The sequence below is a fragment of the Pseudobdellovibrio sp. HCB154 genome (genome assembly GCF_046267985.1).
GTDB lineage: Bacteria > Bdellovibrionota > Bdellovibrionia > Bdellovibrionales > Bdellovibrionaceae > Pseudobdellovibrio.
Genome location: NZ_CP176530.1, coordinates 1,369,125 through 1,395,137 on the forward strand (window position 1 = coordinate 1,369,125; position 26,013 = coordinate 1,395,137).

Annotated in this window: 28 protein-coding genes; 11 read left to right on the forward strand and 17 right to left on the reverse strand. The window is 39.6% G+C overall.

Annotated elements, in window-relative coordinates; all coding sequences use genetic code 11:
* Window positions 1-44 precede the first annotated feature (44 nt).
* Window positions 45-362, forward strand: a complete 318-nt coding sequence (locus tag ACKWCF_RS06780; RefSeq protein WP_409479949.1) for a hypothetical protein — start codon at window positions 45-47, stop codon at window positions 360-362.
* On the opposite strand, the gene ACKWCF_RS06785 is transcribed toward ACKWCF_RS06780, so the two are convergent.
* The 6 genes from ACKWCF_RS06785 to ACKWCF_RS06810 are packed head-to-tail and all read right to left on the reverse strand — an operon-like array spanning window position 359 to window position 8,301.
* Entirely contained in the window at window positions 359-1,276 is a 918-nt protein-coding gene (locus ACKWCF_RS06785; protein ID WP_409479950.1) for an Hpt domain-containing protein, read from the reverse strand. The genes ACKWCF_RS06780 and ACKWCF_RS06785 overlap by 4 nt on opposite strands.
* A gap of 19 nt (window positions 1,277-1,295) precedes the next feature.
* Entirely contained in the window at window positions 1,296-2,123 is an 828-nt protein-coding gene (locus ACKWCF_RS06790) for a CheR family methyltransferase (RefSeq protein ID WP_409479951.1), read from the reverse strand.
* A 9-nt stretch (window positions 2,124-2,132) separates the two neighbouring features.
* Complete coding sequence (gene cheB, locus ACKWCF_RS06795) at window positions 2,133-3,251, reverse strand: chemotaxis-specific protein-glutamate methyltransferase CheB (protein ID WP_409479952.1); 1,119 nt, start codon at window positions 3,249-3,251, stop codon at window positions 2,133-2,135.
* 3 nt (window positions 3,252-3,254) lie between these two features.
* Window positions 3,255-3,716, reverse strand: coding sequence for a chemotaxis protein CheW (locus ACKWCF_RS06800; RefSeq protein WP_409479953.1), 462 nt, complete (start codon window positions 3,714-3,716; stop codon window positions 3,255-3,257).
* A complete protein-coding gene (locus ACKWCF_RS06805) occupies window positions 3,713-6,361 on the reverse strand; it encodes a chemotaxis protein CheW (protein ID WP_409479954.1) in 2,649 nt (882 codons plus the stop codon). Before ACKWCF_RS06805 ends, ACKWCF_RS06800 begins: the two co-directional genes overlap by 4 nt.
* 2 nt (window positions 6,362-6,363) lie before the next feature.
* Window positions 6,364-8,301, reverse strand: coding sequence for a PAS domain-containing protein (locus ACKWCF_RS06810; RefSeq protein ID WP_409479955.1), 1,938 nt, complete (start codon window positions 8,299-8,301; stop codon window positions 6,364-6,366).
* Between the two features lie 282 nt (window positions 8,302-8,583).
* On the opposite strand from ACKWCF_RS06810, the gene ACKWCF_RS06815 reads away from it, so the two are divergent.
* The 4 genes from ACKWCF_RS06815 (at window position 8,584) to gcvH (ending at window position 10,479) form a co-directional block, all read left to right on the forward strand.
* Window positions 8,584-9,438: a 2-oxo acid dehydrogenase subunit E2 gene (locus tag ACKWCF_RS06815; protein WP_409479956.1), complete on the forward strand. Its 855-nt coding sequence runs from the start codon at window positions 8,584-8,586 to the stop codon at window positions 9,436-9,438.
* Between the two features lie 77 nt (window positions 9,439-9,515).
* The gene (locus tag ACKWCF_RS06820) at window positions 9,516-9,938 is read left to right on the forward strand and encodes a hypothetical protein (protein ID WP_409479957.1); all 423 of its coding nucleotides are present in this window, start codon (window positions 9,516-9,518) and stop codon (window positions 9,936-9,938) included.
* Between the two features lies 1 nt (window position 9,939).
* The gene (locus tag ACKWCF_RS06825; protein ID WP_409479958.1) at window positions 9,940-10,071 is read left to right on the forward strand and encodes a hypothetical protein; all 132 of its coding nucleotides are present in this window, start codon (window positions 9,940-9,942) and stop codon (window positions 10,069-10,071) included.
* 12 nt (window positions 10,072-10,083) lie between these two features.
* Entirely contained in the window at window positions 10,084-10,479 is a 396-nt protein-coding gene (gene gcvH / locus ACKWCF_RS06830; RefSeq protein WP_409479959.1) for a glycine cleavage system protein GcvH, read from the forward strand.
* Here gcvH and ACKWCF_RS06835 read toward each other — a convergent pair.
* Both ACKWCF_RS06835 and ACKWCF_RS06840 read right to left on the reverse strand, forming a co-directional pair.
* A complete protein-coding gene (locus ACKWCF_RS06835) occupies window positions 10,474-10,908 on the reverse strand; it encodes a Fur family transcriptional regulator (protein ID WP_409479960.1) in 435 nt (144 codons plus the stop codon). The genes gcvH and ACKWCF_RS06835 overlap by 6 nt on opposite strands.
* Entirely contained in the window at window positions 10,895-11,503 is a 609-nt protein-coding gene (locus ACKWCF_RS06840; RefSeq protein WP_409479961.1) for a pseudouridine synthase family protein, read from the reverse strand. Before ACKWCF_RS06840 ends, ACKWCF_RS06835 begins: the two co-directional genes overlap by 14 nt.
* Window positions 11,504-11,580: 77 nt before the next feature.
* Here ACKWCF_RS06840 and ACKWCF_RS06845 point away from each other — a divergent pair, with 77 nt between their 5' ends.
* Genes ACKWCF_RS06845 through ACKWCF_RS06855 form a run of 3 tightly spaced genes read left to right on the forward strand, consistent with a single transcriptional unit; the run spans window position 11,581 to window position 13,564 of the window.
* A complete protein-coding gene (locus ACKWCF_RS06845) occupies window positions 11,581-11,961 on the forward strand; it encodes a hypothetical protein (RefSeq protein WP_409479962.1) in 381 nt (126 codons plus the stop codon).
* Between the two features lie 18 nt (window positions 11,962-11,979).
* The gene (locus ACKWCF_RS06850) at window positions 11,980-12,261 is read left to right on the forward strand and encodes a BolA family protein (protein ID WP_409479963.1); all 282 of its coding nucleotides are present in this window, start codon (window positions 11,980-11,982) and stop codon (window positions 12,259-12,261) included.
* 7 nt (window positions 12,262-12,268) lie between these two features.
* Window positions 12,269-13,564: an Hsp70 family protein gene (locus tag ACKWCF_RS06855; protein ID WP_409479964.1), complete on the forward strand. Its 1,296-nt coding sequence runs from the start codon at window positions 12,269-12,271 to the stop codon at window positions 13,562-13,564.
* Between the two features lie 20 nt (window positions 13,565-13,584).
* Here the strand turns inward: ACKWCF_RS06855 and ACKWCF_RS06860 are convergent, their stop codons facing one another.
* Window positions 13,585-13,824 (reverse strand): hypothetical protein, encoded by a 240-nt coding sequence (locus tag ACKWCF_RS06860; RefSeq protein WP_409479965.1) that lies wholly within the window; start codon window positions 13,822-13,824, stop codon window positions 13,585-13,587.
* 67 nt (window positions 13,825-13,891) lie between these two features.
* Here ACKWCF_RS06860 and ettA point away from each other — a divergent pair, with 67 nt between their 5' ends.
* Window positions 13,892-15,568: an energy-dependent translational throttle protein EttA gene (gene ettA, locus ACKWCF_RS06865; RefSeq protein ID WP_409479966.1), complete on the forward strand. Its 1,677-nt coding sequence runs from the start codon at window positions 13,892-13,894 to the stop codon at window positions 15,566-15,568.
* A gap of 53 nt (window positions 15,569-15,621) precedes the next feature.
* On the opposite strand, the gene ACKWCF_RS06870 is transcribed toward ettA, so the two are convergent.
* Genes ACKWCF_RS06870 through mreC form a run of 5 tightly spaced genes read right to left on the reverse strand, consistent with a single transcriptional unit; the run spans window position 15,622 to window position 20,565 of the window.
* Window positions 15,622-15,987 carry a hypothetical protein gene (locus tag ACKWCF_RS06870; protein WP_409479967.1) on the reverse strand — a complete coding sequence of 122 codons (366 nt, stop codon included), beginning with the start codon at window positions 15,985-15,987 and terminating at the stop codon, window positions 15,622-15,624.
* Between the two features lies 1 nt (window position 15,988).
* Window positions 15,989-17,116, reverse strand: a complete 1,128-nt coding sequence (gene rodA / locus ACKWCF_RS06875) for a rod shape-determining protein RodA (RefSeq protein ID WP_409479968.1) — start codon at window positions 17,114-17,116, stop codon at window positions 15,989-15,991.
* A 13-nt stretch (window positions 17,117-17,129) separates the two neighbouring features.
* The gene (gene mrdA / locus ACKWCF_RS06880; RefSeq protein ID WP_409479969.1) at window positions 17,130-19,118 is read right to left on the reverse strand and encodes a penicillin-binding protein 2; all 1,989 of its coding nucleotides are present in this window, start codon (window positions 19,116-19,118) and stop codon (window positions 17,130-17,132) included.
* A complete protein-coding gene (locus tag ACKWCF_RS06885; RefSeq protein ID WP_409479970.1) occupies window positions 19,115-19,678 on the reverse strand; it encodes a hypothetical protein in 564 nt (187 codons plus the stop codon). Before ACKWCF_RS06885 ends, mrdA begins: the two co-directional genes overlap by 4 nt.
* A gap of 2 nt (window positions 19,679-19,680) precedes the next feature.
* Complete coding sequence (gene mreC, locus ACKWCF_RS06890; RefSeq protein ID WP_409479971.1) at window positions 19,681-20,565, reverse strand: rod shape-determining protein MreC; 885 nt, start codon at window positions 20,563-20,565, stop codon at window positions 19,681-19,683.
* Window positions 20,566-20,667: 102 nt separating this feature from the next.
* Here mreC and ACKWCF_RS06895 point away from each other — a divergent pair, with 102 nt between their 5' ends.
* Entirely contained in the window at window positions 20,668-22,179 is a 1,512-nt protein-coding gene (locus tag ACKWCF_RS06895; RefSeq protein WP_409479972.1) for a SurA N-terminal domain-containing protein, read from the forward strand.
* 68 nt (window positions 22,180-22,247) lie between these two features.
* Here ACKWCF_RS06895 and cdd read toward each other — a convergent pair whose 3' ends face one another.
* The 3 genes from cdd to ACKWCF_RS06910 are packed head-to-tail and all read right to left on the reverse strand — an operon-like array spanning window position 22,248 to window position 24,929.
* A complete protein-coding gene (gene cdd, locus ACKWCF_RS06900; RefSeq protein WP_409479973.1) occupies window positions 22,248-22,679 on the reverse strand; it encodes a cytidine deaminase in 432 nt (143 codons plus the stop codon).
* Entirely contained in the window at window positions 22,660-23,256 is a 597-nt protein-coding gene (locus ACKWCF_RS06905; protein ID WP_409479974.1) for a Maf family protein, read from the reverse strand. Before ACKWCF_RS06905 ends, cdd begins: the two co-directional genes overlap by 20 nt.
* Complete coding sequence (locus tag ACKWCF_RS06910) at window positions 23,253-24,929, reverse strand: hypothetical protein (protein ID WP_409479975.1); 1,677 nt, start codon at window positions 24,927-24,929, stop codon at window positions 23,253-23,255. Before ACKWCF_RS06910 ends, ACKWCF_RS06905 begins: the two co-directional genes overlap by 4 nt.
* Window positions 24,930-25,123: 194 nt before the next feature.
* Here ACKWCF_RS06910 and folE2 point away from each other — a divergent pair, with 194 nt between their 5' ends.
* Window positions 25,124-26,011 (forward strand): GTP cyclohydrolase FolE2, encoded by an 888-nt coding sequence (gene folE2, locus ACKWCF_RS06915; RefSeq protein ID WP_409479976.1) that lies wholly within the window; start codon window positions 25,124-25,126, stop codon window positions 26,009-26,011.
* Window positions 26,012-26,013: the final 2 nt, after the last annotated feature.

Consider the following 26,013-nt stretch of genomic DNA (forward strand, 5'->3'; position numbering starts at 1 on the left):
ATTTCGCTTTTGATTGAGTAAGTCGATTGCACTTAAAAAAATGAATGAATCGAATTAGATATATTGAAATTTTAAAAGCAGAGTTTGTACATCGCCGTTCAAAAAATATTTTTTATTCATTAAGAAATTTCGCTAAAGATTTAGAATTAAACCCTATGCATTTAAGTAATATTCTGAATAATAAGCGAGGGCTTTCACGGCGCAAAGCCGAGATAGTAGCTGGAAAACTACGACATTTAAATTTTTCTGAAAGACGACGATTTCTTTTATTAGTTTCAGCGACCAGTGCAAGATCGCGCTTTGAGCGTAACCTAGCGAAAATGGGATTAAAGAATCAACAGGTTGGTCAAAGGAGCTTTTAAGCTCCTTTGAATTTTTGTGCGATCATTGATTTGTAACTTAAAAAATCGCGCATTTCTTCGGTGAGAGTTTGTTCGATATGCTCTTTACCTTGCGAACGTAAATAATCTAAAAGATCTGCGTATTGGTACTTTAGTAAGTATGAAGCTTCAGCCGCTAAATTCTTTAAGTTTACATTTTCAAAATGATTGCGGATATATTTCACTAAAAAATCTACCGGTACGTTTGAAGAATCAAAATCAACAAAAAGCTGAATATGGCCATCTTTTTTTAGAATTGATTTTAATTCTTCAGGGCTAGTCTGGCAAAACTTCGGCGAAATAAAAATCACATGTGGTTTAAGGGAGTCATATTTTGTAATACCATCGATATAATCGCTGTGATTGTGAACTTCAAAATTAAAACCTTTAAGATCAGCTTCTAATTGCGCCAGCTCGCCACCGTCGCTAAAAAGTAAATAGCGGGTAGGTTCAAGAACAGTTTGCTTTTGTTTTTCTTCAACCGGAACCATAGGAGCTGCTTGAACAGGGATCGGTGGGTGGGACGGTTGAACCATTGGCACGACATTATTTGCAGGTGGTGCTTCGTGAGATTCAACACTTTCACCCCAAAGCATTTTTTTAGCGCGGTCTACGCCTTTCAAAAAATAATCAATTTGATCAGAAGAAAGACTGGAATTTTCTTTTAACGAAACTAATTCAGTTTCTAAAATGTGCGTGTGGGCCTGAAGATCTAACATTTCCATCATGCCAGCGGCACCTTTAAGATTGTGAAACGCGCGAAAGATGGCGTTGTACTGTGTTTTGTAATCAGCACCGTCTTCTAAAGATAACAAAGCTTTCTCGGCAGCGTCTAATAGTTCGGCGCCTTCTTGTCTAAACTCTTTTAAATCATCTTCGTTGATCATTGCGTTCATGTGTTAGTTTCCACTTCTTTTACGCGGCTTTTTTGGCCACGTTTTGTTTTTTACGATAAATTGAGACTGAACCAAAAGTTAACTGTTCAAACTTATTTGATAAACCGATCATTGATTCACCGACACCCATGACTAAAATGCCATGCTCAGTCAGTTGATCATATAAACGGTCGATAATATTCGTTTTCTTATCAACAGTTTGGTAAATCAGAACGTTACGGCATAAGATCAAATCAAATTTACCCAGGTGATTAAATGGGTCTAAAAGATTTTGGCTTTTAAAGTTAACTTTTCTGCGAAGATCAACTTTAACTTGCCAGTGATTCGGCTCTTTTGCTGGATTAAAAAATTTATTTTGTAAGTGAGGATTTAAGCCCCGGCCCATTTCAACGTGATTATAAATTCCCTCAGCGGCTTTTTTTAAAGCTTTTTCAGAGATATCGGTTGCGACGAACTCTCTGATTTCCGGGCGGGCCCCGAAAGCCAGCTCCTGCTGTAACATAAGAACAGAATAAATTTCTTGTCCGAACGAACAAGCCGCAGACCATACGCGAATTTCATGCATTTTGTGGCGGATAAAGTGCGGAAACACTTCTTTTTCAAGCATTTCAAAAATTTTAGGGTCACGAAAGAATGAAGTTTCATTGTTTGTAGCTAAGTCTAATAATTTAGTTTTGAAATTGCCGCTAATGCCATTGCGAGCCTTTAGAGCCAGCTCTTCAATGCTTGAGCAATTTTCACTTTTTGCCAGTTCTTCTAAGCGTTTTTCAAGTTGGTAATAGTTACCACGCTCATAGACGATGCCAAGCTGCTCTTTAATATAGTTTGCAAAAAAATCGATGACCATCGGATTCATCTAGGCAGCATCCTTTACTTTGAAGAAAAAATGATTCATTAAAATTTGACGAATAGTTTGTAAATCTTCTGAACCATCAGAAAGACCTGCATCATCAATCGCTTTAGGCATACCGTAAACCGCACATGTGGCTTCGGATTGAGTCACAACTTTTCCCATATATTTTTTAATATGTGGAATACCCTGAATGCCGTCTTCACCCATTCCAGTTAAAACAATACTTAACATTCTGGCGCGATAAATCGGGGCCGCCGTTTCAAACATAAAATCAGCAGAAGGGCGAACACTGTGACGTTGTTCTTTTTGATTAAGAATAATTTTTACCGTTTTATCTGGATCAGCACGTAACTCCATGTGGTAGTTACCAGGTGCAATGTAAATCGTACTAGGACGCACGACTTCTTCATGTTTAGCTTCTTTAAAATGAAGCCCTGAAATTTTAGATAAACGTTCAGCTAACTGTAAAGTAAAGCCAGCGGGCATGTGCTGAACAATAAACATCGGACCAAATTGTTTTTCAATATATTTTCCTAAGCCATCAAACAAAGTTTCTAAAGCACGCGGACCACCAGTAGAGCTGGCAATAGTGACCGCATCTGGTTTAAAAGTAGCTATCGCTGAAAAATGTTTTTTGGGAAGATCAGCTGGTTTTGCCGGAGCTACTGGAGCGACAGGTTTCGGTGTCTCAGTTTCTTTTTGAAAATGAAAAAATTGAAGAATTTTTGGTAACAGACGGGCTTTTAAACGTTTAACATTATCTTCTAGAGCCCCTGAATGAGCCGTATCCGTTTGCTCATCTTTGGCTAAAAAATCCACTTGTGAATATTGTAAAGCCTTTAAAGTATCAGGAGCTTCACCAGCTGTTGAAAATAAAACAACGGGTGTTTGATAATTTCTAGCTCTGATTTCTTCGATCACTTGCAAGCCGTTTTTTTCCGGCATGTTCATATCTAAAACCACGATGTCTGGTTTTTTCTCATTAAAATATTCGATCGCCGTACGACCGTTTGAAGCGGTCGATAGGCTTTCGATTTGCGATTCGTTCTCAAGCGACTTTCGTAGCAGCGCACGCACAGCTAAAGAGTCATCAACAATAAGAACGTTCAGTTTTTTACTCATATCTTAAGCTTCGCTAGCTAACGCTTTCCCATTTAGGTCTAAACATTTTAAGATAGACTCGATATCAAGCATACTTAAAATGTTGTGTTGAGATTTGAAAACACCTTTCATAAACTGTGCGATTTTTGGTTCGACAGTTTCTGGAGTATTTTCAAAATTGTTATAGTCGTTTTCGACAACGTCACCAACGCGGTCTACTGGAAAAGCCATCAAAATGCCGTCTGTACGACAAACGATCGTATTGGTTAACTCCGTGTTTTCCTGCTTGGGTAAACCGAACATTTCACGTAAATCAATCGACACGGCGATTTGGCCGCGCAGATTGATTAACCCTTTAACGTATGATGGAGCTAAAGGGATCGGAGTAATCGGTAAACTTTTAGTGACTTCTTGCACTTGTTGCACATCTAGCGCGTACATGCGGTCTTCGAGATAGAATGTGCAGGCTTGTTCTTGTAAACTCATACGGCCACGTTTCCTTGTTTCTTAGCTTTTACAGACGTTAAATATCTAAATAACGTTTCTACAAGCTCTGTTTCTTTGATTTTTTCTAAGTATTCGTTAAATCCGGCTTCAAGACCTTCCTGAGCATAGGCTTCAGAGAACTTAGTTGTGATTGCGATAAGCGGGATATGGTTGTACATATCTTGTGAACGGATAGCTTTTGCTAATTCTAAGCCGTTCATCACCGGCATTTCGATATCACTTAAGACTAAGTCGTAATTGTCTTGGGCTAATAGATCTAAGGCTTCTTGACCATGGTTAGCTACGACAACATGCAATTGGTTTTTCTTTAAAATCGCAGTTAAGTGACGTTTAAAGAAGTTTGAATCTTCAACTAAAAGAATCTTGCACGCTTTAACGTTTAACGGTTTAGATGAAAATTTCTTTTGTTCTTCAACATAAGAAACTAAATCTGGTACGCGTTCAGACGCTTGGCCTGGAGCCATCTTATTCATAAGATGCTCAACGCACTCGTAAGCATTGATAATCACAGAAACTTCGCCATTTACCAGTAAGCTTCCTAAAACACCTTTACGGTCAGAGAAAGCATCGTCAATATTTGTCGAAGTTGAAATCACATCTAAAATTTCATGCACTTGTAGGGCATAAAGTTTAGTGTTTTTCTTAATCACAACAGCCTTACAGGTTGGGTAGGTTTGCGATAAGTTCACGACATCAAATTTTCCGTAACCAAGGTACTCATGAACCGACATGATCGGAAGTAACTGGTCGCGGTATTGAACAACCGGAATTTCTCCAGCCATTTGAATGTCGGCCCATTGGAATTCTTCAAGACGATGAACTACAGCTAATGGTAAGCCATGAACTGTCGGAGCACCCACTTTACAGAATAAGAATTCTTGTTGGTCCGAAATTGCTTCACGAGATTGTAAAGCTGCATCTTCTTCTTGTGGTCGCGCTGCTGTAAGCTGTGCGTATTTTGCAAGACCGATCACATCTAAGATCAATGACACTGAACCATCACCTAAAACTGTAGCACCTGAATAAACCGAAAGGTTTTTCAAGAAACGGCTTAACGGTTTAACAACGATATCAGCGGTGTCGTGAATTTCATCCACAACTAAGCCAAAATATCTGTTATCAGCATTCAGAACGACGATATTGTAGCTTGATTGATCTTTTTTATTTTCTGGATTTAGAACTTCACCTAAGATCACCAGTGGTAATAATTTTCCACGTAAGCGAAACACTGGCTTACCTTGGATGTATTCAATTTTTTCTTCTTCAGAATCAGGGTTGTTTTCAACACGCACTAGCTCAACAAGTTTCACTTGCGGGATGGCGTATTTTTCTTCGCCTGATTTGATAATCATCGCCGGCACGATCGCTAATGTCAGAGGAATTTTTAACGATAAAGTCATACCTTTACCTAATTCGCTCTTAAGCTCTACGCGACCACCGATTTTTTCGATATTGTTTTTCACAACATCCATACCCACGCCGCGGCCAGAAATATTAGTCACGTTAGCAGCGGTAGAAAAGCCAGCGGCAAAAATCAGTTCGTGAGCTTCACGGTCTGTCATTTTCGCTGCTTTTTCTTGAGTGATGATACCTTTTTCAATAGCTTTTTTAATTAATTTATCGCGGTTTAAGCCACGACCATTATCAGTGACCTGAATAATCACTTGGCCACCCTCATGAAATGAGCGCACTAAAATTTGGCCCATTTCAGATTTACCAGTTCCGCGGCGCTCATCGGGAGTTTCCAATCCGTGATCGCAGGCATTTCTGATAATGTGGGTTAGCGGATCTTTAATCGCTTCGATTAATGATTTGTCCAACTCGGTTTCAGTACCTTCTAGAGTTAGTTCGATTTTTTTATTTAGTTCTTTAGCTAAGTCTCTGACTACGCGCTGGAACTTACTTAAAACGTTACCAATCGGTTGCATGCGGGTTTTCATCACTTCAGATTGTAATTCTGAAGTTACCACATCTAAACGTTGGCTTAAGTTTAAAAATTCCAAATCGTCACTGCTATTAGAAATTTGTAAAACCTGATTGCGAACTAAAACCATTTCGCTCATCATGGCCATCAAATTATCTAATAAAGCTACCGGTACACGAACAGTTGTATTGGCGTCATCAGCTCCTGCCGGAGGTGGAGTATTCGAAGAAGCGGGTGCAGGTGATGAAGCTTGAACTGGAGGTGGAGGAGTAGGTTGTGTTGCAGGTGACGGCGTAGGACTCGCGGCTTGCGTTGTTCCGTTTTTAAAACTTGATGTCATCTGTTGAACCTTATCTTTAAATTGCGGAGTCATATTTACCATATGCTCGCGACTGAATTCGCCGAACAGGTCAAAGGCTTTAAGTAAGCGGTCAACGCCTACGGCTTTTAATTGCACATAGCCTTTGCGCACGGGTTCCATGCGAGTTTCAAGTTCGTGGGCTAGGGCTCCCATTTCCTGAAAGCCGAATAGTAAACATGAACCTTTTAATGTGTGCACATCACGATACAAAGCATCGATCTGTGTGGCGTTCAGCTCAGTGGTTTCACTGAGCTGAATTAGACCAGTCACACGCGCCGAAATTTCTTCAATCTCAGCCACAAGTTCCTGTAATGCGGGATCCAGTTGATTATTACTCATTATTAAGCAGCCTTTTGCATTTTTCTGATTAGAGTACGTAAGTCTTCAGCAGACTGAGTTAAACCTTTTGCAGAGTTTAATGTTTCAGATGAAGCTGACATATTTTGTTCGGCCGCAGAAGAAACAGCTTTTACAGAAGTTGCGATATTTTCAACACCTTTTGATGATTGAACAACTACGCGCGATACTTCATTTGTTGTTGCTGTTTGCTCTTCAACTGAGGCGGCAATGGCTCCAGATAAGCTGTTTAATTTCTCAATAGATTGAGAGATTCCAGAAATCGCATCAACGGCTGCTGATGAATCTTTTTGGATAGCTCCGATTTTTTGTGTGATTTCTTCGGTCGCTTTAGCAGTTTGTTTTGCTAACTCTTTTACTTCGTTGGCAACAACGGCGAAACCTTTACCAGCATCACCAGCGCGGGCAGCTTCGATTGTCGCATTTAAAGCTAATAAATTAGTTTGTTGTGCGATAGAGCTGATCACCTTGATCACGTTACCGATCTCTTGTGAACTTGTGCCAAGTTTAGTGATTGTTTTATTTGTCTCTTGAGCGTTGCTTAAAGTGTCACGTGACATTTGTGCAGATTCATTGGCTGAACGAGCGATTTCTTTGATTGAAGCCACCATCTCTTCAGTGTTTGTCGCAACGATTTGAACGCCAGAGGCAACTTCAGAAGAAATACCTGTTGCATATTCAGAATCTTGAGACGTTTTTTTTGCATTGTCAGCCATTTGTGTAGCTACAGCAGTTAATTGAGTTGCAGAAGCGGCAAGACCGCCAGCCATAGATTCTAAAGCGATGATTGTTTTTTGTAATTCTGTAACATCAGTTGCTAATTTAACAACTTTAAACACACGGCCCATTTCATCTGTGACAGGTGAATAGCAAGCTTGAATCCATAGATCTTGGCCTGTTTTAGTTACACGTTTAAAGATACCAGATTTAGCTTTACCAGCTTTTAGCTCTGGCCAGAAAGATGCGTATTCAACAGACATTGCATATTGAGGGTCACAGAACATTCTGTGGTGTTTACCTTTGAATTCGTCAGTTGAAGAGTAACCAGTAGCACCTAAAAAGTTTTTATTAGCTGTTAAGATATTACCTTCAGTATCAAATTCAATATAAGCATAAGAAGCGTCGATCGCATTGATCACACCTTTCATGTTTTGACGTTCAATTTCAGCTTCTGTGATGTCATAACGAACACCTAAGTATTTTTTAGGTTTACCGTTATCACCCATGATCGGGGCGATCACAGCGTCAACATAGTATGGAGTACCGTCTTTAGCTCTATTTTTTACCATACCACGGAAGATTTTACCGCGACCGATAGTAGCCCACATTTCTTTGAATACTTCTTTTGGCATGTCAGGGTGACGAGTTGTATTGTGACCTTTACCAATTAACTCTTCACGAGGGTATTTAGAAACTTCTAAGAATTTTTCATTCACGTTTAAGATATCACCGCGTAAGTCAGCTTCAGACACGATACTAGTCATGTTCATGATTTCTGTACGTACTTGTAATTCTTTTTTTGCATTTGTGATATCAGTTGCAAATTTTACGAATTTAACGGGCTTGCCGTCTTTACCGAAAATAGGGTTGTAAGAAGCTAAAATCCAAACTTCTTTGCCGTTTTTACCAAAACGTTTGTATTCATCAGACAAGAATTCGCCACGGTTTAATTTTGCCCAGAAATCAGTGTACGCCGGAGACGAAGCATACGTCGGATCACAGAACATCCTGTGGTGTTGATTTTGAATTTCTGGTAACGAGTAACCTGTGCATTTAAGAAAGTTTTCATTTGCTGTGATAACCGTACCGTCTAGATTAAATTCAATCACTGCTTGTGATCTGTTGATTGCATCAACAAAACCTTTCAATTCTGATTGAGGGTTTGCTTTAGGTGCCGGTTGTTTTTTAGTTTTTGCTGCCATTTTTCGATTACTCCTTACTATGTTAGTAAATAAAATTTGTTTTAATTTAAAATTATTAAACAATTATTAATGAATATTTCGCACCTATTTATTCGGCGTTTGCTCCGGAGAACCATAGGGGTCCCCGAGACTGGATAATTGTTAATTTTTTTTGACAACTCGATGACGCTAAGACGAAACTCGACCAATAGGGGGACTTAAAGGTCTGGGTCGTTACGAGTTCGAGTTTAAAATTGTTAAGTTTGTCAAACGACGATATCTTTAGGCTGAGGCGACACATCTATGAGTTTCAAAATTTACAAACCAAAATATAAATCACTTTTCAGAAAAATTGCCATAGGTTCTTGGTGGAATGCCGGCGATCCGTCGGTGTACGGCATGGCTGAGGTTGATATGACTGAGGCTTTAAAATTTATTGAAAAAATGAAAGCTGAAAAAAATATTTCGCTCACGCCAACTCATCTTGTTGGTCAAGCGGTGGTTGAGTGTTTGAAAGTTCGTCCTGAAGTGAATTCGATTATGATTCGCCATGATATTTACTATCGTAGAAACATCGATATTTTCTTTCAGGTCAATATCGAGGGTGAAGATAACGGTGATAAAACAACTAAAGCCGAATTATCAGGAGTGACGTTAAGAAACTTACAGGCCAAAACGATTTTTCAATTGGCTGAAGAATTAAAAAACAAAGCGAATAAACTGAAAAAAAACAAAGAAGGCGAGCTAATGCAAGTTCGCTCGACGATGGAATTTATTCCAAATTTTTTAATGAAGTATGTGCTACTTGGCACATCCTTTTTAAATTTTGATTTAGGTTTACCACTTCACTGGTTCGGTGTTCCGAAAGATCCGTTCGGAGCTGTAATGATCACAAGTGTAGGTTCATTTGGGATCGACTGGGGCTTGGCGCCACTAGTTCCGTATTCACGCTCACCGATGTTATTAGCGGTAGGCGCAGTTCAAAAGCAAGCCAGAGTGATTGAAAGCGAAGGCCAACCAGATCGTATCGAAGCTAGACCGATGATGAAAATCGGAGTTACGTTTGACCACCGTTTTATGGACGGCGCTCACGCGGCCGACATGCTTAAAACTTTTAAAGCGTGTTTTGCAAATCCAGATAAATTCTTCAATAAATAGCCTCCGAAAGAGGTTTCATTACTTATGTCGACGCAGTACGAATTGATTATTGCAACAAGTTGCAATAATCAATATCTATGCCTCTAAAACCACAAACAGCTGATTTACCCCGAAAAGCCTTGATTATTTCTAAAAACAAGGTTGTTAAATCAATTGCTCGCTATATCTTAGGTGATGCATTACCGTGCAAGGTTGTTCGTTCTGCACCGGATGGTAAAACTGTTTTTAAATCTGCAGATAATATAAAAGTTTTAATTCTAGATTGGGCACTGCAAGACAAGTACGGCTCGCTGATGAAGTGTTTAAAAGAAGCTAAGGCTCGTAAAAATGTGATTGTGGTTAATGTCTTTAATGCGGATGAACAAAAGCGCTGGGTTAGTCAAACGCTTCCGCAGATAGCCCACAATAATAAAATTTATGCGGTTGAGTTAGATTTTATGGCGATTTCACTGACGATCAGTTTGCTCCGGGTGAAGTCGCGTATTGCAAAGGTGAAGTGATATGGAAATAGCTTTAGCTATAACTTTTATTTTTGTCGTTATTTTATTCATAGCAGGAATGTTTTTTCTTCCTGAATTTTTTGGCGTTTCGGCAGATAAAACAGAAGCGAAAGATCAAGATAAGAAACAATAGGATGTATAAAAAATGAGAGATGCTTTTCAGATTCCAGTTGATTTGTTTTACACAAAAAATCATCAGTGGTTGGCTGTCGATGAAAATATAGTGACGTTCGGTGTGACTGAATATGGTCTTAAAAAAATTGGTGAAATTGTGTATGTCGACTTACCAGAAGATGGTACGCGGGTAGCGGTTGATGCTGAGTTTGCTTCGCTTGAGAGTGTTCGTCATATTATGGATTTGTTTTCGCCTTTTAACGGGATGATCACAGAAGTTAATTATCGTTTATTTGAAGACCCGTCGATTATTAATGATGATCCTTACGGTGAAGGCTGGATTTTTATGGCTGAACTCGATAATGAAAAAGATCTGGCTTCGTTGTTAAGAAGCTCTGAATACAAAGCGCATTTACAATCTTTATAGCGAAGTTTCACATTTTGAACAAAAACCGTAAAAGACCAAAGACAAATTAGCTTTGGAGAAGTCAGGAACTTCTTTTAAAGCTAGTTCTATCTTGTTAAATAGAGCTTCGTTGCCTTTATTGGTTTTTCCGCAAGATTTGCAGATAAAATAATGCGGCACTTTTTTTTCGAAAACATATTGATAAATTTTCCCTTTTTTTGGCAAGTCGAGTTCTTGAATAATGCCTAAGGAAACGAATTTCTCAATATTTCGATATATAGTTACACGATCAACATCAGGAACATTATCATAAATTTCTTTTTGAAGTTCTTTAAAAGGAATATGGCGATTTTTGTTGTCTAAAAAATACTGAATGATGACTTCTTTTGAAGGTGTCATTCTTAATCCTTTAGACTTTAAAAATTGAACCAGATCTTTATGCTTTTTCACTAAAAAAAGTCTCCAAATCCATTTTAGGCGAGCGAATATGATAGTCTTTTCCATGAAAATTAAACTTCAACTCTTCCGCATGTAAAAACATGCGCGATGTTTTATACATCTTTCCCATTTTTTCGTTATAACTTTCATCGTTATAGCGGCTATCACCTAAGATCGCATGTTTGGCTAGGGCAGCGTGTTTTCTGATCTGATGTTGGCGGCCGGTTTTGATTTCGCATAAGACTTCGGTGAAGTACTGATTGGTGCGAACCACAGAAACGTGTGTGATGCAGTTTTTGCGATCACCAGATTTACCTTGTGGATTTTTACGGCCTTCGGCCTTATCAGATAACGGTAGATTCCAGGTTAGAGTTAAGGCTTTATCTTTCCAGCCGCCACGTAAAAGGGCGCGGTAAGTTTTGGCTCCAGAGTGTAAAGCCTGTGATAGAGGCTCATGAAATTTGGGGTCACGCGCCACAACCACCAGGCCGCTGGTCTGTTGATCTAGGCGATTGACGAAATTTACGGGGAGTTTTCGCTCTGTAAGCCAATCTAAAAGACTAGGCTTCTCATTGTGTACAGAAACACCTTCCGGTTTGTTGAGCACGATAAAAAAAGCATTATCCTCTAAGACTGAAATCATGTTATTATTTACGAGTTAAGTTATTAAAAAGGCAAGGTTTTATGAATAATTCTATGAATGAAAATATGTCTATCTCTGAAAACGATGAAGTTAAAGTAGAACAAGACGCTTCTGCTGAAGAAACAGAAACTCCCAAAGAAAAAGTAAAAATTGAATTTCCATTTAGCGAAAAGGTTCGCGAAAAAGCCCCAAAAGCTTTTGAAGTGGCTGAAAACGTCGCGACGCAATGGAAGAACGATGAAAAATTCGAAGTAGGCCTTCCGCATCCGTTAGCTGAGGTAGCGGCGGTTAAAGCTTTAGAAAAAGCTAAAGAAGTTGAAAAGAAACTTGAAGAAAAGGGTGTAATCACAGCCGCTAAAATGGGTGTTGAAATCGCTAAACTTCAGGCGCAATCATTACTTTCAAAAATTAAAAAATCGTAGAAACTGAAAGCCATAAATATGAGTCGCGACGAGCGTATTAAAAACATTTTGCAGCAGTTAAACCCTGTCGTTTTTGAATTAAAAAACGACAGTGCTAAACATGCAGGTCACGCTGGCCACATGGGTGTAGAACCTACAGGTGAAACTCATTATAAATTAAAAATCGTCTCTGAGGTTTTTAAAGGAATGGGTCGTGTTGATCGCCAACGTAAAGTTTATGATCTTTTAAGGCCTGAGTTCAATTCAGGCCTGCACGCACTTGAACTAAAAACTCTAACGCCAGAAGAAGCCAAAGGTTAATTCGCTTTTGGCATCATCAAACACACCTATTTTAGCCATTGATTTTGGTACAAGTAATTCACTTGTGGGTTGTGTTTATGACGGCGAAAAAACATTAGCATTACCTATTGATGATCTAAATTCTGATCCAACCATGATGCGCACACTTTTATACTTTCCAGATCCGGATGTGTGCTATTACGGCCAGCGCGCCATTGATGAATTTCTAGAAAACGATATGGAAGGGCGCTTGTTCCGTTCTTTCAAAACACATTTGCCAAATCAAGGCTACTTAGGGACTGTCTTTAACAACCGTGTTCTTTCTTTAGAAAACATTATTGGTTTATTTTTATTAGAATTAAAAAAACGCGCAGAAAAAGCGATCGGGCAGAAAGTTACACACGTGGTGATGGGAAGACCGGCTCGTTATTCAATGGATGAAGTGGCTGATGGTTTTGCTCTTCATCGTATGGAAAAGGCCTGTAAGTTTGCAGGCTTTACCGATGTGCAATTTGTTCCAGAGCCGTTAGCAGCTGCTTTTGATTACCGCAGATCTGCCACAGAAGAAAAAACAATTCTAATCGGGGATTTTGGTGGCGGAACTTCAGATTTCACCATCATGAAAATTAATCCCAAAGAATTTTCTAAAAAAGATGTTTTATCAATTGAAGGTTGTCCGTTAGCGGGCGATGCCCTTGATAGCGTGTTTATGGCTAATAAGCTGAACGAGTATTTTGGCGCTAAAACGAGATACATGTTACCACTGGGAAGAAATGTGATGACCATGCCTCCAGGTGTGATTATGCGTCTCAATCATCCAGCGCATATCGTGCACTTAAAAGATAAAGAAACCTATGAGTTCGTACGCGAAGTCAGAAAGTGTGCTTTAACGCCAAAAGATGCGGCTGGTGTGGATCGTCTTTTTGCGATGATTGAAGATAACCAAATCTTTCCATTTTTTGAAAGTATCGAAGCTTGTAAAAAAGAATTATCGAAATCTGATAAATCAAATTTCAAATTCGACTACCCAGATATCGAAGTTTATGAAACGTTCTCAAGTGACCAGTTCACCACGTGGGCGACAGAAGTAAAAAACAATATTATCAATGCCTTAGATCGATCTCTTCAAAAATCAGGTTTAACTGAGAAGCAAATCGATTTAGTGTGCTTAACAGGCGGAACATCAAAAGTTCCTCTGATCAGAAAAGAATTCGAAGCCCGTTTCGGTCAAGAAAAGCTACAAACTCAGACAGAATTCCATAGTGTCACAGCAGGGTTAGTTGAAGTGGCCAGTCTTTGGGAAAAAGGCTCAACCGTTAGCTAATCGTAGCTAAGCTATCAGTTCTAGAAATCGTTTAATTTTAACTTTAAATCTTCAATGAGCGATTTAACTTTGTCTAATTGCTCTTCTTCAGGGGATTTGGCGGCAGGTTTTTGATCAAGATCTGACCATGAGCCCATAGCCGATTTTAGGTTTGTAGACATAGAAGACCATTTAACCTTAGCTAAACTTTGCAGTTCAGACGGGTTTAATGCGCTGCTTTTAGCGCTGCTGCTATTCTTTGAAGACTTCTTGTTGCTCATTACTTTAGTTGTGTTGCCTTTAAACTCTATGGTACTAATATCACTTTGAAAATCAAGGGAGAAGTGCATGTCTCAAGATATTATCTACACAATGAAGGGTGTCTCTAAAGTTTACCCTCCAAATCGTTTCGTTCTAAAAGATATTTATTTATCATATTTTTATGGCGCAAAAATCGGCGTACTAGGTCTGAATGGTTCAGGTAAATCATCATTGCTAAGAATTATGGCGGGTGTTGACACTGAATTTTTAGGTGAAGCATTCCCGGCAAAGAAGATGAAAGTCGGCTACTTAGAGCAAGAACCTCAATTAGATGAAACACTCAATGTTCGCGATAATATTTTTTCTCAAATGGGAGATCTTCCTAAATTGATGAAAGACTACAACGCGATCAACGATAAATTTTCTGATCCTGATTTAGATCCGGACGAAATGAATCGCTTAATTGAAAAACAAGGTGAGCTTCAAGAAAAAATCGAACAAATGGGCGGCTGGGAAGTTGACCAAAAAATCGAATTAGTGATCGATGCTTTACGTTGTCCAGAACCAGACAGCCCAGTGACTCACTTATCAGGTGGTGAAAAACGCCGTGTGGCCCTTGCGCGTTTAATTATGTCTAATCCAGATATCTTATTACTAGATGAGCCGACGAATCACTTGGATGCTGAATCAGTTGGTTGGTTAGAGCAATACTTAGCTAAATTCCCAGGCACAGTTATCGCCGTTACCCATGACCGTTATTTCTTAGATAACGTAGCTGGTTGGATTTTAGAATTAGACCGCGGTGAAGGTATTCCTTGGAAAGGAAACTACTCTTCTTGGTTAGAACAAAAAGATAAACGTTTAGCCCAAGAGCAACAGTCTCAATCTAAAAAAGCTAAAACATTAGAGCGCGAGTTAGAATGGATCAGACAAGGTGCTAAAGCCCGCCAATCTAAATCAAAAGCACGTATCCATGCTTACGAAGATTTATTAAAAGAACCATCAGCTGAAAAATTACAAGAGATGTCGATCTACATTCCACCTGGACCTCGTTTAGGTAATATCGTGATCGAAGCTAAAGGTGTAACTAAAGGCTACGGTAAAAAATTATTATTAGATAATGTTGACTTCACAATTCCTAAAGGGGCCATCGTGGGGGTTATCGGACCGAATGGTGCCGGTAAATCAACATTATTCAAAATGATCACAGGCAAAGAAAAACCAGATTCTGGAACTTTCAAAGTCGGTGAGACGGTTAAGATCGCTTACGTTGATCAAACGCGTGAAACACTCGATCCGAATAAAACAATCTTTGATGAATTATCTGGCGGCGCTGACTTAATTAAATTAGGTAACCGCGAAGTTCCGGCTCGTCAGTACGTAAGCTGGTTTAATTTCTCGGGCACAGACCAACAGAAAAAAGTGGGCACATTATCAGGTGGTGAAAGAAACCGCGTGAATATGGCTAAAATCTTAAAAGAAGGTGCGAACTTACTTTTACTAGATGAGCCGACGAATGACTTAGACGTAAATACAATGCGTGCGCTTGAAGAAGCGTTAAACGAATTCGGTGGATCGGCGATTGTGATTTCCCATGACCGTTGGTTCTTAGACCGTGTTTGTACACACACTATGGCATTTGAAGGGGATTCAAAAGTTTACTTCTACCCAGGTTCTTTCTCTGAGTACGAAGAAGACCGTAAAAAACGCATGGGCGAAGACGCAACCCCTAAGCGTATCCGCTACAGAATGATCGACCAATAGGGTTGATTTGATGATTTAAAAAAAAAGCCGCTTGGGTAAAACCGGTGGCTTTTTTATTTCTTCTCAGGACTAATAACTTCGTCAGTGAAGGTGACGAAGTGAAATTTGAATTTTCTAGGGTGAGTTTCGGCCCATTTTTTGACGACTAAAGCCATTTCATTTCTAACGAGTTCGCGGTCTTCAGGTGATTTTTCGCCGTAATAATCACAGTAAACCGTTAAAGCATCACCACTGGTGTCAGTCCACATCGGGCGAGCAAAAACATGATCAGGTGTTTGTGATTTTGTAATGACCGGAAATAGCGATTGTTCAATCGCTGATTCAACTTTTTCATCACGCTGATGGGCTAGAGTATTCCAGCCCCATTGCGCAAAAAGACCAAGGGCAATTAATCCGATAATTCCTAAAACGTATTTCATCTTAGAATAGGTATCTGCGGTAGGCGACAGAACTGATTAAACCCATGCCAAGCATTGTGGTTAACATTCCGGATCCACCATAACTAAGTAACGGTAACGGAACGCCCACGATCGGTAAAAGCCCGATAACCATGCCGATATTGACAAACATATGCCAGAATAAGTACGCGGTCACACCTACCACAACCAAAGCTCCGAACTTATCCCGGGCCCTCGATGCAATTTCAAAACACACTAAGAATAAGAAAATAAATGTCGTAAGAACCGCGATGCTTCCGACAAAACCCCATTCTTCAGATAATACTGAATAAATAAAGTCAGTATGACGTTCTGGTAAGAACTCTAACTGTGATTGCGTTCCTTGGCGAAAACCTTTACCGAAGAACTGACCTGAACCAACCGCAATACGTGATTGAATCGAGTTATAACCTTTACCTTGTGGATCTGAGTCCGGTGATAAAAATGTGTAAACGCGATGTCTTTGGTAGTCTCTAAGCCCGTATTTCCACATCAGTGGCATAGCTATTAGACCAAGTCCGATAATTGCGACTAAAATGCTTTTTCTGATTTTCACGAAAAATAAAAGTGTACCACCAATAAGCATTAACGTCATTGCTGTTCCTAGATCGGGTTGCTTTACTGTGAGAACGAAAGGGATAAACAATAACATAAACGGGAATAACAATTCCCTAAATCCCATACCTGGGCCTTCAGGGTTTCTGTTAATTAAGATCTTTGAGAGAACGAGAATCAAACACATCTTCATGGTTTCAGAAGGCTGATATCTGAAAAACTTTAAATCAATCCAACGTTGACCACCTAATACGGCTTTACCGAAAAAATCCACATAAATTAAAGCGCCGACGTTGACGATGTACATAAGCCAGATCACACGGTTAATCCAAATGTAATCTAAGAAGGTCATTACAAAGAAAATTGTCCAGCCGGCAGTTAGCCACACGATTTGTTGGATAAATAAAGTTTCAACTTCGGTTGAGTGAGGTCCGTGAGTTGCGCTAAATAAGTTAATAAGCCCAATCACATTCAAAGTAAAAATTAAACCAATTAAGCGCAAGTCGATGCGGCTTAAAAAGTTTCTTTCTGTTACGTTAATTCCACCAATTGACATTTTTGTTCCTTAACTAGTCGCTGCCCGCGGGTGCAGAACCTGGGGTAACGATGCCTCGAGCATTTGGGTTTTTCTTTAAGGCGTCTCTTACGATATCAGGATGATATTTTTTGAAATACGCTTCCATCACATCGCGTACAATAGGAGCGGCTCCTGTGTTACCGTGACAAGCATGCTGAGCCAGTACGGCGACTGTGATTTCTGGTTTATCAGCTGGGGCCCACGCCACGAACCAACCGTGATGGCGCATTTGAATAGGACGCGCTTCACACGATTGATAGATTTGATCTGCCGAGAAACTCATAACTTGGGCGGTACCAGTTTTACCGGCCATTTCAACGCCAGGAACTTTCCAGTGGCGGGCTGTACCGCCTGAACCATTGGCCACGCGTCTCATCGCTTCTTTCACGACTTTGAAAGTGCTTTTATCAATTTTAAAACCATTCGGTTGCGGTAACGTGACATCACGTAATTCCGCGGGAAAGCGTTCGAATAAGATTTTACCTTCATGGTCAGTTACTTTTTTAACGATAAAAGGTTTTACAACTTTACCTTCAGTACCAATCGTATTGTAGGCTACAGCCATTTGAAGTGGTGTGGCTGTTACGTAACCTTGACCGATGGCCATCGTTAAGTTTTCACCCGGTTGCCATTCTTCACCTAAACGGGCTTTTTTCCATTCTGAACTAGGTAATCTTCCTGGAGCTTCACGATCCATTTCAATACCCGTGCGAGCCCCCAGGCCCAGTAATGAAATGTAGTTATACATTTTATCAACACCTAAAGAGATACCCATTTTATAGAAGAAAACGTTCGAAGATTTTTCAATCGCCGTGTAAACATCAACACTACCAAAACCATTTTTATTGTGATCATGGAAGTAACGGTTACCGAACCAAAGCTTTGAAGGTGTCGCTACGATTGTTTTATCTGTGATTACTTTTTCTTGAAGCGCAGCTAAAGCCACCATCGGTTTAAAAGTTGATCCCGGCCAGAAGTGATCTTGAATCACCTTATTACGGAACGGTTTAAATGGATCAGTACTTAACTTACCCATGATTTTTGTCGGAACATCTGAGGTGAAAATATTCGGGTCAAAACTTGGTGAATTTAGCCAAGCTAAGATTTCGCCGTTAGATTTCATCGCCACAACCGAACCGATACGGTTTAGTTTAGTAAATGAATCATAAGCTGCAATTTGAATATCGCGGTCAATAGTTAGAGTAGCACCATGACCATGTACTGGCTCGATATCTTTAATTTGTTCACCGTAGATGTTTGGAATTTCAGTGATTGTTTCGCGGCCGTGGGCGTCGACTTGTACGAAGCTTACGCCATCAATACCGCGGATTTTTTTCTCTAAATGCTCTTCAAGGCCAGATTTGCCAATGATATCACCTTGTTCAAAGAATAAATCAGGGCCATTTTTCTTGTTTAACTTTTCGATTTCTTTTTTAGAAATCTCGCCCACGTAACCAAACAGCTGTGCGCCATCTTCACGAAGTGGGTAATAACGGATAATCGATTCGCGAATCTCTAAGCCTGGGTAATCTAGGCGGATACGTTTTAAACGAAACACTTCTTCGCGCGATAAATTATCTTTTAAACGGATCAAAGAGAACGGCCCGTTTAATTTTTTAGAGCGCGTGATTTTTTCAACAAGCTTTGCGGGCTCCATGCCGATGACCGGTGCCACGTTTTCAGATAAGGCTTTTAAATCTTCGATATACTGAGGAGAAATAACCGCTTCAAAACCTGGTAAGTTTTCAACTAAGGCACGGCCATCACGATCCATGATTAGACCACGCGGAGCCATGATTTTAGTTTGTTTTACACGGTTTTTTTCAGAGTATTGGCGAAGCTCACGGCCGTTGATAATTTGCAGCCACATTAAACGTGTTGTGAAGATAACCGCTGTGATCGCCACGAAAATATAAAACGGGCGGTAGCGGTTAAGAAAATCTCTAGCCTCTTCCGGGTTACTGATATACTGGGTTCTCATGATTCCACCTCAGAAGAAGTGCTCGCTGTTGTTGTCGTTGGTCCCCAAGAAGGATTTGATTCAAAACGCTGATCAATAAATTCTAAGAATTTGTAAATCGGAATACTGAATAAAAAGTTGCAACCTAGCTCTAGTAGACGGTGCAAAAAGAAAATCGGGGTAGGGTTTGGTTCTAACCAACGTGAAATCAAAATATACGCAATAGCGTAAAAGAATGATCCGCTTGTCGCTAAAATTGAAAAATAAAACAATGACGTTGAATGGATACGGTTTTTAAAGATCCAGACAAAAAGCATTAATGCCACTAAACTTGTCCACGCCATTTTTAACGGTATGTAGGAATAGCGGGTCATAATTAAGCCTAAGAAATAAATGAAAAACACCGCGCGGATATTCGGCCATTTAAGCGCGATGAAAACCACCATAATTAACCAAAGCTGTGGGGCAGGGAATGAACCAAGCACAAACGGCCAAAAGCTAGTTTGAAATGCGCAGAACGCATAAAACACCAACGTGAACACAACAAGTTTTAAAATCAGTAAAATCGTACTTCTAGACATCGCTAGTTTGTGCCTTTAGTTGGTGACTCAGTTGTAACAGCAGCCGTTGTTGTCTCAGGAAAGAAATCCTCATGAGCGGCGTCTAACACCACAAACACTTCTTCGATTTTGTTGGCTTCAACAACCGGTTTAACATTTACGATAAGGCTGGCGCTTTTTGTTTTGCGTTCAACATCAGTCACAACCGCTAAAGGAAAACCTTTTGGAAAGATATTATCTAAACCACCAGTTACGATAATATCGCCGGCTTTAACATCTTCCGTACGATCGATATATTGAAGAATACCGCCTTCTTTTGAGGTGCCCTCAATAATCCCACGCGCACGTGTTTTTTGAATCATAGCATCAAATACTGAATAACGATCTGTGATCAACATCACATGCGATGTGTGCTCAGATGGGCGAAAGATATAACCCACAGCGCCAGACACTGTGATCACAGCCTGCATGTGTTTAAGCCCATGTTTTTTACCTTTGTTTAATGTGATTGTCTTATGATCCGGTAAAAGATCACGGCCAATCACTTGCGCCGGTAACAACTCCATTTTTGTGTTCTTTTGAAAATCTAAAATGTTTTTTAAACGGGCAATTTCAATTTGGCTTTCGTCAAAAAGCTTAAGGCGAGTTTTGATCTCTGCTAATTCGCTTTGGAGGCGGGCATTGTCTTTCTTGATATTGATTAAATTCAAGTATTCAGCGGTAGTTCCGCGCACACCTAAGCTTAAACCAGAGAATAAAGATTGAAAGCCATCAGATAAAAAGCTTAAGGGCTGAGCAAACCAGCTTTCCTGAGATTTTTTCTGCTCCATGTTAATTGAGATCAGCGGCAGTAAAGCCATGAGTAGAATGAGAATCGCTTTTTTGAAATTAATATTTAGAAAATTCACAGTAGAAAAGTTCTCCTGAATCTAACGGTAACAAATTACTTGCAGATTTCAACACTAAGTTTAAAGATATTTAATCTGTATTTTTTAAGGAGCAAAAACTGCATGTCTCAACAATCGTTTATTAAGCAAGTTAAAGCAGCTATGGCTGGAAACCGTGCGATCAATGGTAAAGCTATTTTAGCCATGATCATTTTCGGTATGATCATTTTAACTTTCGTTCTTTCTGATTATTCAACAAGAGGTAATGGAACTCTAGGTGTCGGCGCAGCAGCTGAAGTAAACGGTGAGATCATCACTCTTAAACAATTCCAAGAACAAGAAAACCGCATTGCGAACTATTACGCGCAATTTTTCGGTGGCAAAATCGATAACGAATTTCAAAAGAAACAAATTCGTTCTGAAGCCTTAAATGAACTAATCAATAATTCGTTATCAGCCCAAGCTGCTGAACGTGAAAAAATCTATGCAACTGATGCAGAGCTTAAAAAAATCATCATGGAAGATCTTCCGTACTTCAAAAAAGACGGCGTTTTCCAGTCTGATCTTTATAAAAATCTGTTGATGGCCAACAAACTTACTCCAGGTGAGTTTGAAAAAGACCTTCGCGCGCAAACAAAAACTCAACGTATCCGTCAGTTATTTGAATTAGGTTTATCTTCAAGCCGTATCGAAAAAGATTTAGAAGCTGAACTTAAATCAAAACAAATGAATGTGGCTTTTGTTAAAATCAACGCTGATGAAATTAAAAAATTAATCACACCAGAATCTGCGGCGAAAAATTTAACTGACCCAGCCTTCGCGCAAAAAGTGCAAGATTACTATAATAATCAAAAAGGTGAGTTTGAAACTCCTGAACAAGTTAAAGCCTCTCACATCTTAATCCGTACCGGTGAAGGTGCTGATGAAGCCCTTGCTAAAGCTAAAATGGAAAATATCGTTCAGCGTTTAAAGAAAGAAGATTTCGGCAAAGTCGCTGGTGAAGTTTCTGAAGACCCAGGTTCAAAAACTAAAAAAGGTGATTTAGGTTACTTCGCTAAAGGCCGTATGGTTAAAGAATTTGAAGAAGCTGCTTTTAACACTCCAGTGGGTAAAGTGTCTGAAATCGTCAAAACTCCATTTGGTTTTCATATCATTAAGGTAGCTGATAAAAAGCCAGCACAAACAACTTCATTTGAAGCTGCTAAAAACGGTATTGCAGCTAAAATTCAAGCTGAAGAAGCCAATACAGCGATCGCTAAACACTTAGAAGAGCTGGTTGCTAAAGGTGCAGTGGCAGCAGTTAATGAGTATATCAATAAATCGAGCTTAAGATGGACTGAGTCTGGTTACTTCGATTTAACTCAAGATGTTTTACCACAAGTTAACTCTGAAGCTTTATTTAAAGCTTCTTTAGAGCTAAGCAAAGCCAACCCTCTGGCTAAAGTTTTAGTTCGCGAAGGCGATGCACAGTACGTATTAAAATTAGTAGATGCAAAAAGCGTAGCTTCAACAGCTCCAGCTAAAGAAGACGCAGCCGCTAACCAAAAATCGTTAAGCGGTTACTCAAAATGGATTTCTGGTTTACGTAAATCAGCCAAAGTATCGACTAACGATGCGCTTTTAAGCCAACAATAGGTAGGCCGTCCCTTTTTCGGGAGCAGCATATCAAATAAAAAAAAGCCAGGTATTACACCTGGCTTTTTTTATTTGTTTAAATGTTCCGGTTCAAATGCAAAAGGAAATAGTTCTTTAAAGCTTATAGCTTTTTCTTTACCCGTCGTATTCGTCAAAATCACTTCGGTATCAGGCTTAGCAAATTCAGCTAAAACCTGGCGGCAAAAACCACACGGTGGCCATGGGTTTTCTTCTGCGCTGGCTACAGCCACATGGGTTACGTGCACAGGTTTTTTATTTTCGCTAAAAGCTTTCCAAATCGCCACGCGCTCAGCACACACTGTTCCGCCGTAGCTTGCGTTTTCAATATTGCAGCCTGAATAGATCTGGCCGTTACTTAAACGAATAGCCGCACCAATGCGCTTTGTAGAGTACGGGGAGTGAGAAAATTCCATAGCTTTAATAGCTAAGTCTTTTAATTCAGAATTTAGTTTTTGATCGTTAGTTGGTGAAGAGCTCATAGCCGATCTCCTTAAGTTTTTGACTGATCCACATCATCGGTAAACCCTGAATCGCTGAAAAGTCGTCGGTTTCAATTTTTTCAAAAAGGCAGATACCACTTTGTTCGATTTTGTAACTGCCGGCGCAATCAAGCGGAAGATCTTTGTTGATATAACTTTCGATCTCTTGGCTTGAAAGCTTTTTCATTTTCATTTTAGAAATATGATTTAAAGTCCATTTTTGATCGCCATGTAAAATAGCAATCGCAGTAATTAACTGGTGCGTGCGCCCAGCCATTGCTGTTAGTTGTTCTTTGGCTTTTTCTTTGGTTTTACTTTTTCCAATAATATGGCCATCAAAATCAACTAACTGATCGCCACCGATCACCACGGCTTGTTTGAATTCTTTATTTAAAGATGCGGCCTTGGCATAAGCTAAGCTTTCAGCAACTTCCAGAGGAGTTTTATTCTGCTTTAATAAACCTTGTTTTAAAACGTCTTCGTCGCAAGTAGGTTTCATCGCCTCAAAAGGAATTCCCAATTTAAACATTAATTCTTTACGGTAAATCGACGTGCTTCCTAGAATTAATTTTTTCATGTGTTTGAACCTTTGATTTGCTGAATGTAGGAGTCTATTAAGGCGCGTAAGTTAAATTCGGCTTTGTATTTTAATAATGCCAATTCGTAGTCCATGTTTGAATAAATATACTGAACTTTACGCGTTTGTAGACGTGAAACTTGCGCGTCATCTAAAAAAGATTCCGGGCGCAAATAAAGAATAAATCTTTTGTTTTCAGGCAAATACAAATTCACATCAAAAGGCAGACTCTGGTTAGGCTGTAAAAAGTCTGTCGAAAGCTCCAGCATATCAGAAGTCTCGTGAATAGAGTTGATCACTTGATACGGGCTAAACGAGAAAAAACCTAACATTGTTTTTTTATCTTCAAACTGAATGTCTTTAAAAAAATCGGCTTTATAACTGCAAAAATCGGCAAAGTTCACTTTAGGTACGTGAATTTCAAACAATACCGATTCAGGCAATTCTTCTTGTTCGTCAGGGTTTTTATCAACGCGTTCAACCTGAATCATTTGTTTAAGCCAGTTATTTAAAATCACTTGCGCTGAAGCGATATCAAGAAAATTTTCTGAAGCCACAGTCAAATACCCAGTCCATTCAACTTCTTGAATAGCCATGACATAGATTTTTGTCGTTTCAGTTAATAAAGAGGCGCCTTCGGTAATGTCTGAATAATTTTCGATAAGATCAAACATTTCAGGTTTAACGACCTCAGAAAAAGATTTATCTAAAGATTGTTTTTGGTTCTGCGATAAGTTTTTAGCCGCTTTCGGAAGTTGCAGCGACATCGAAGAAGCTTGAGAGGCGTTTGATTTACTGTCCAGTAAAGCCAGAAGCCTCGCTTTGGTAATCGCTTTATCGACTTTGCTCAGTTCGCCAATTTGGTCAATTTCTTCTTCAATCGCTTTTTTTAAAGCGTTTTGTGGGCCGCCGTTCGTAGCCGAGTATTCTTTTTCAACCGCTGCCGTTAAATTTATTTTTGTCGTTTGTTTTTGGCCTTCTGACATCGCGCCATCTTTATCAATTTCTTTGGCTAGGGCTGCAATCAATTTGGCTTTGTTGGGGTCGTATTTTCCAGAAGAGGAAACTAACTGACTTTCTTGATCATTACTTCTGGCGAACTTTTGCGCTTGGCCGCGGTTTCGACTGGCTGATTTTTTTCGTTCACTCTCGGCAATTGAAGATGATTTGCGAGAGGTCACGTTAGATTTTTGTTCATCTTCTGACGTGAAAAAAGATTTCACCTGAATCATTTCTGAATCTTTCTTAGCAGTTGGTGAACTTTTTTTACTATTGATCTGATCAAAAACCTGACTTTTCTTTTCTTGTTTTTGAATTAAACGAATGATGGCTGGGCCTGATAAAGGCGGGTAAAGTTTATTTTCAAAACCACTTGTTTCTAGCTGGAGAATCTGATCGCGCTGGGTTGACATGATGAAGGGTACGATTTGTCCGGTGCAAGATTGATAAATTGTTTTCGGCATGGCGCGAACATTTACGTTTTGATGGTCCCAGGCTAAGAATATGTACGCGGGATTTGTTTCCATGATCCGATCAAGGCCGGCTCTGACGTCATTTTCAACGATAACATTATAACCACGCTTAATTAAAAACTTCTCCACCGGCCCGAACTGGTGGGTCATATTTTTAACAAAAAACAGAGTGGTTTTATTGTCAGTTTGAGTGTCAGCCATTCACTTTAAATTATAAGCAGTTATAAAGGGTGATTCACGTGGTTTAACTCTTGTTTAGTCGTGGTCCAGACAAAAGTCCTTTCAGGTAGTTTTCAAGACCCCCTAATTAGAGGGCCTTTATAGGTTAATTGAGCGTGGCAATCGTTTAATAACTTAGCTTGAAAAGCCCCTCCGGTTCGACTAAATTGCCCCTGATGATCACTGATATTAAATCCGATGTTCAAATTCAAAAACTGCAAGATTACCAGTCTCTTGATTGGGTTGGTATGCAACGTATTCAGTCATCACTTCGCCATCACGAAAACTTGATTCCCTGTGATTTGGCTTTAGGGGTAAACCTGATTGAAGGTCACCGCGGTATTCATATGTCGCGCCTTTATTCGTTGATGATGGATTACTTTCTTCAGCAGGAATTAACGACACAAGGTTTAGATCAACTTTTAACAAAAGCGATCACTTCACAAGAAGGTATCTCAACGCATGCAAGTCTTTCTTTAACTTACAAATTGCCGGTTAAAACCCAAGCTCTAAAAAGTGGTAAAGAAGGTTTTCGTAATTACGATGTGTCGGTTTCAGCTCTTAAAGTCACTGGCGAATCATTAAAAGTTTGGCTTAAGTTCGCAGTACTTTATTCAAGCACATGCCCGCAATCAGCAGCGCTTTCTGTTGAAACTTTTAATTCACAAACGGCTTCACCAGTTAAAACGATCGACCGTTTGCCAGCCACACCACACGCACAAAGAAGTGTGATGGAGTGTGAGTTATTACTGACAGATAAAGATCATTTTGATGTGAATGACCTATTGAAGTCTTTTATTCAAATTATTGAAAACACTTTAAAAACTCCGGTGCAAACAGCGGTTAAAAAAGCTGATGAAATGGCCTTCGCAGTTTTAAATTCTGAAAACCTGATGTTCTGTGAAGATGCGGTAAGACGTGTTGATTCTGAGTTAAAAGCCCGCATCCAGCACAAACCAGTTGAGCTTATTGGCTACCGTATTAAGACTCGTCATGAAGAAAGTCTTCATCCTCATGATGCTGTTAGTCAGAAAAGCTTCAATTATACATTCTTTCCCAATTAGCT

What these genes read in the sequence shown, in the direction of transcription:
- ACKWCF_RS06870 (WP_409479967.1), bottom strand. Translation starts at nt 15,987, where the DNA reads ATGAAATACGTTTTAGGAATTATCGGATTAATTGCCCTTGGTCTTTTT.
- ACKWCF_RS06800 (WP_409479953.1), bottom strand. Translation starts at nt 3,716, where the DNA reads ATGAGTTTACAAGAACAAGCCTGCACATTCTATCTCGAAGACCGCATG.
- ACKWCF_RS06815 (WP_409479956.1), top strand. Translation starts at nt 8,584, where the DNA reads ATGAGTTTCAAAATTTACAAACCAAAATATAAATCACTTTTCAGAAAA.
- ACKWCF_RS06905 (WP_409479974.1), bottom strand. Translation starts at nt 23,256, where the DNA reads ATGAAAAAATTAATTCTAGGAAGCACGTCGATTTACCGTAAAGAATTA.
- ACKWCF_RS06805 (WP_409479954.1), bottom strand. Translation starts at nt 6,361, where the DNA reads ATGAGTAATAATCAACTGGATCCCGCATTACAGGAACTTGTGGCTGAG.
- ACKWCF_RS06780 (WP_409479949.1), top strand. Translation starts at nt 45, where the DNA reads ATGAATCGAATTAGATATATTGAAATTTTAAAAGCAGAGTTTGTACAT.
- ACKWCF_RS06895 (WP_409479972.1), top strand. Translation starts at nt 20,668, where the DNA reads ATGTCTCAACAATCGTTTATTAAGCAAGTTAAAGCAGCTATGGCTGGA.
- ettA (WP_409479966.1), top strand. Translation starts at nt 13,892, where the DNA reads ATGTCTCAAGATATTATCTACACAATGAAGGGTGTCTCTAAAGTTTAC.
- ACKWCF_RS06845 (WP_409479962.1), top strand. Translation starts at nt 11,581, where the DNA reads ATGAATAATTCTATGAATGAAAATATGTCTATCTCTGAAAACGATGAA.
- cdd (WP_409479973.1), bottom strand. Translation starts at nt 22,679, where the DNA reads ATGAGCTCTTCACCAACTAACGATCAAAAACTAAATTCTGAATTAAAA.
- gcvH (WP_409479959.1), top strand. Translation starts at nt 10,084, where the DNA reads ATGAGAGATGCTTTTCAGATTCCAGTTGATTTGTTTTACACAAAAAAT.
- ACKWCF_RS06910 (WP_409479975.1), bottom strand. Translation starts at nt 24,929, where the DNA reads ATGGCTGACACTCAAACTGACAATAAAACCACTCTGTTTTTTGTTAAA.
- rodA (WP_409479968.1), bottom strand. Translation starts at nt 17,116, where the DNA reads ATGTCAATTGGTGGAATTAACGTAACAGAAAGAAACTTTTTAAGCCGC.
- ACKWCF_RS06790 (WP_409479951.1), bottom strand. Translation starts at nt 2,123, where the DNA reads ATGGTCATCGATTTTTTTGCAAACTATATTAAAGAGCAGCTTGGCATC.
- ACKWCF_RS06860 (WP_409479965.1), bottom strand. Translation starts at nt 13,824, where the DNA reads ATGAGCAACAAGAAGTCTTCAAAGAATAGCAGCAGCGCTAAAAGCAGC.
- ACKWCF_RS06825 (WP_409479958.1), top strand. Translation starts at nt 9,940, where the DNA reads ATGGAAATAGCTTTAGCTATAACTTTTATTTTTGTCGTTATTTTATTC.
- folE2 (WP_409479976.1), top strand. Translation starts at nt 25,124, where the DNA reads ATGATCACTGATATTAAATCCGATGTTCAAATTCAAAAACTGCAAGAT.
- ACKWCF_RS06885 (WP_409479970.1), bottom strand. Translation starts at nt 19,678, where the DNA reads ATGTCTAGAAGTACGATTTTACTGATTTTAAAACTTGTTGTGTTCACG.
- ACKWCF_RS06785 (WP_409479950.1), bottom strand. Translation starts at nt 1,276, where the DNA reads ATGAACGCAATGATCAACGAAGATGATTTAAAAGAGTTTAGACAAGAA.
- ACKWCF_RS06810 (WP_409479955.1), bottom strand. Translation starts at nt 8,301, where the DNA reads ATGGCAGCAAAAACTAAAAAACAACCGGCACCTAAAGCAAACCCTCAA.
- ACKWCF_RS06850 (WP_409479963.1), top strand. Translation starts at nt 11,980, where the DNA reads ATGAGTCGCGACGAGCGTATTAAAAACATTTTGCAGCAGTTAAACCCT.
- cheB (WP_409479952.1), bottom strand. Translation starts at nt 3,251, where the DNA reads ATGAGTAAAAAACTGAACGTTCTTATTGTTGATGACTCTTTAGCTGTG.
- mrdA (WP_409479969.1), bottom strand. Translation starts at nt 19,118, where the DNA reads ATGAGAACCCAGTATATCAGTAACCCGGAAGAGGCTAGAGATTTTCTT.
- ACKWCF_RS06820 (WP_409479957.1), top strand. Translation starts at nt 9,516, where the DNA reads ATGCCTCTAAAACCACAAACAGCTGATTTACCCCGAAAAGCCTTGATT.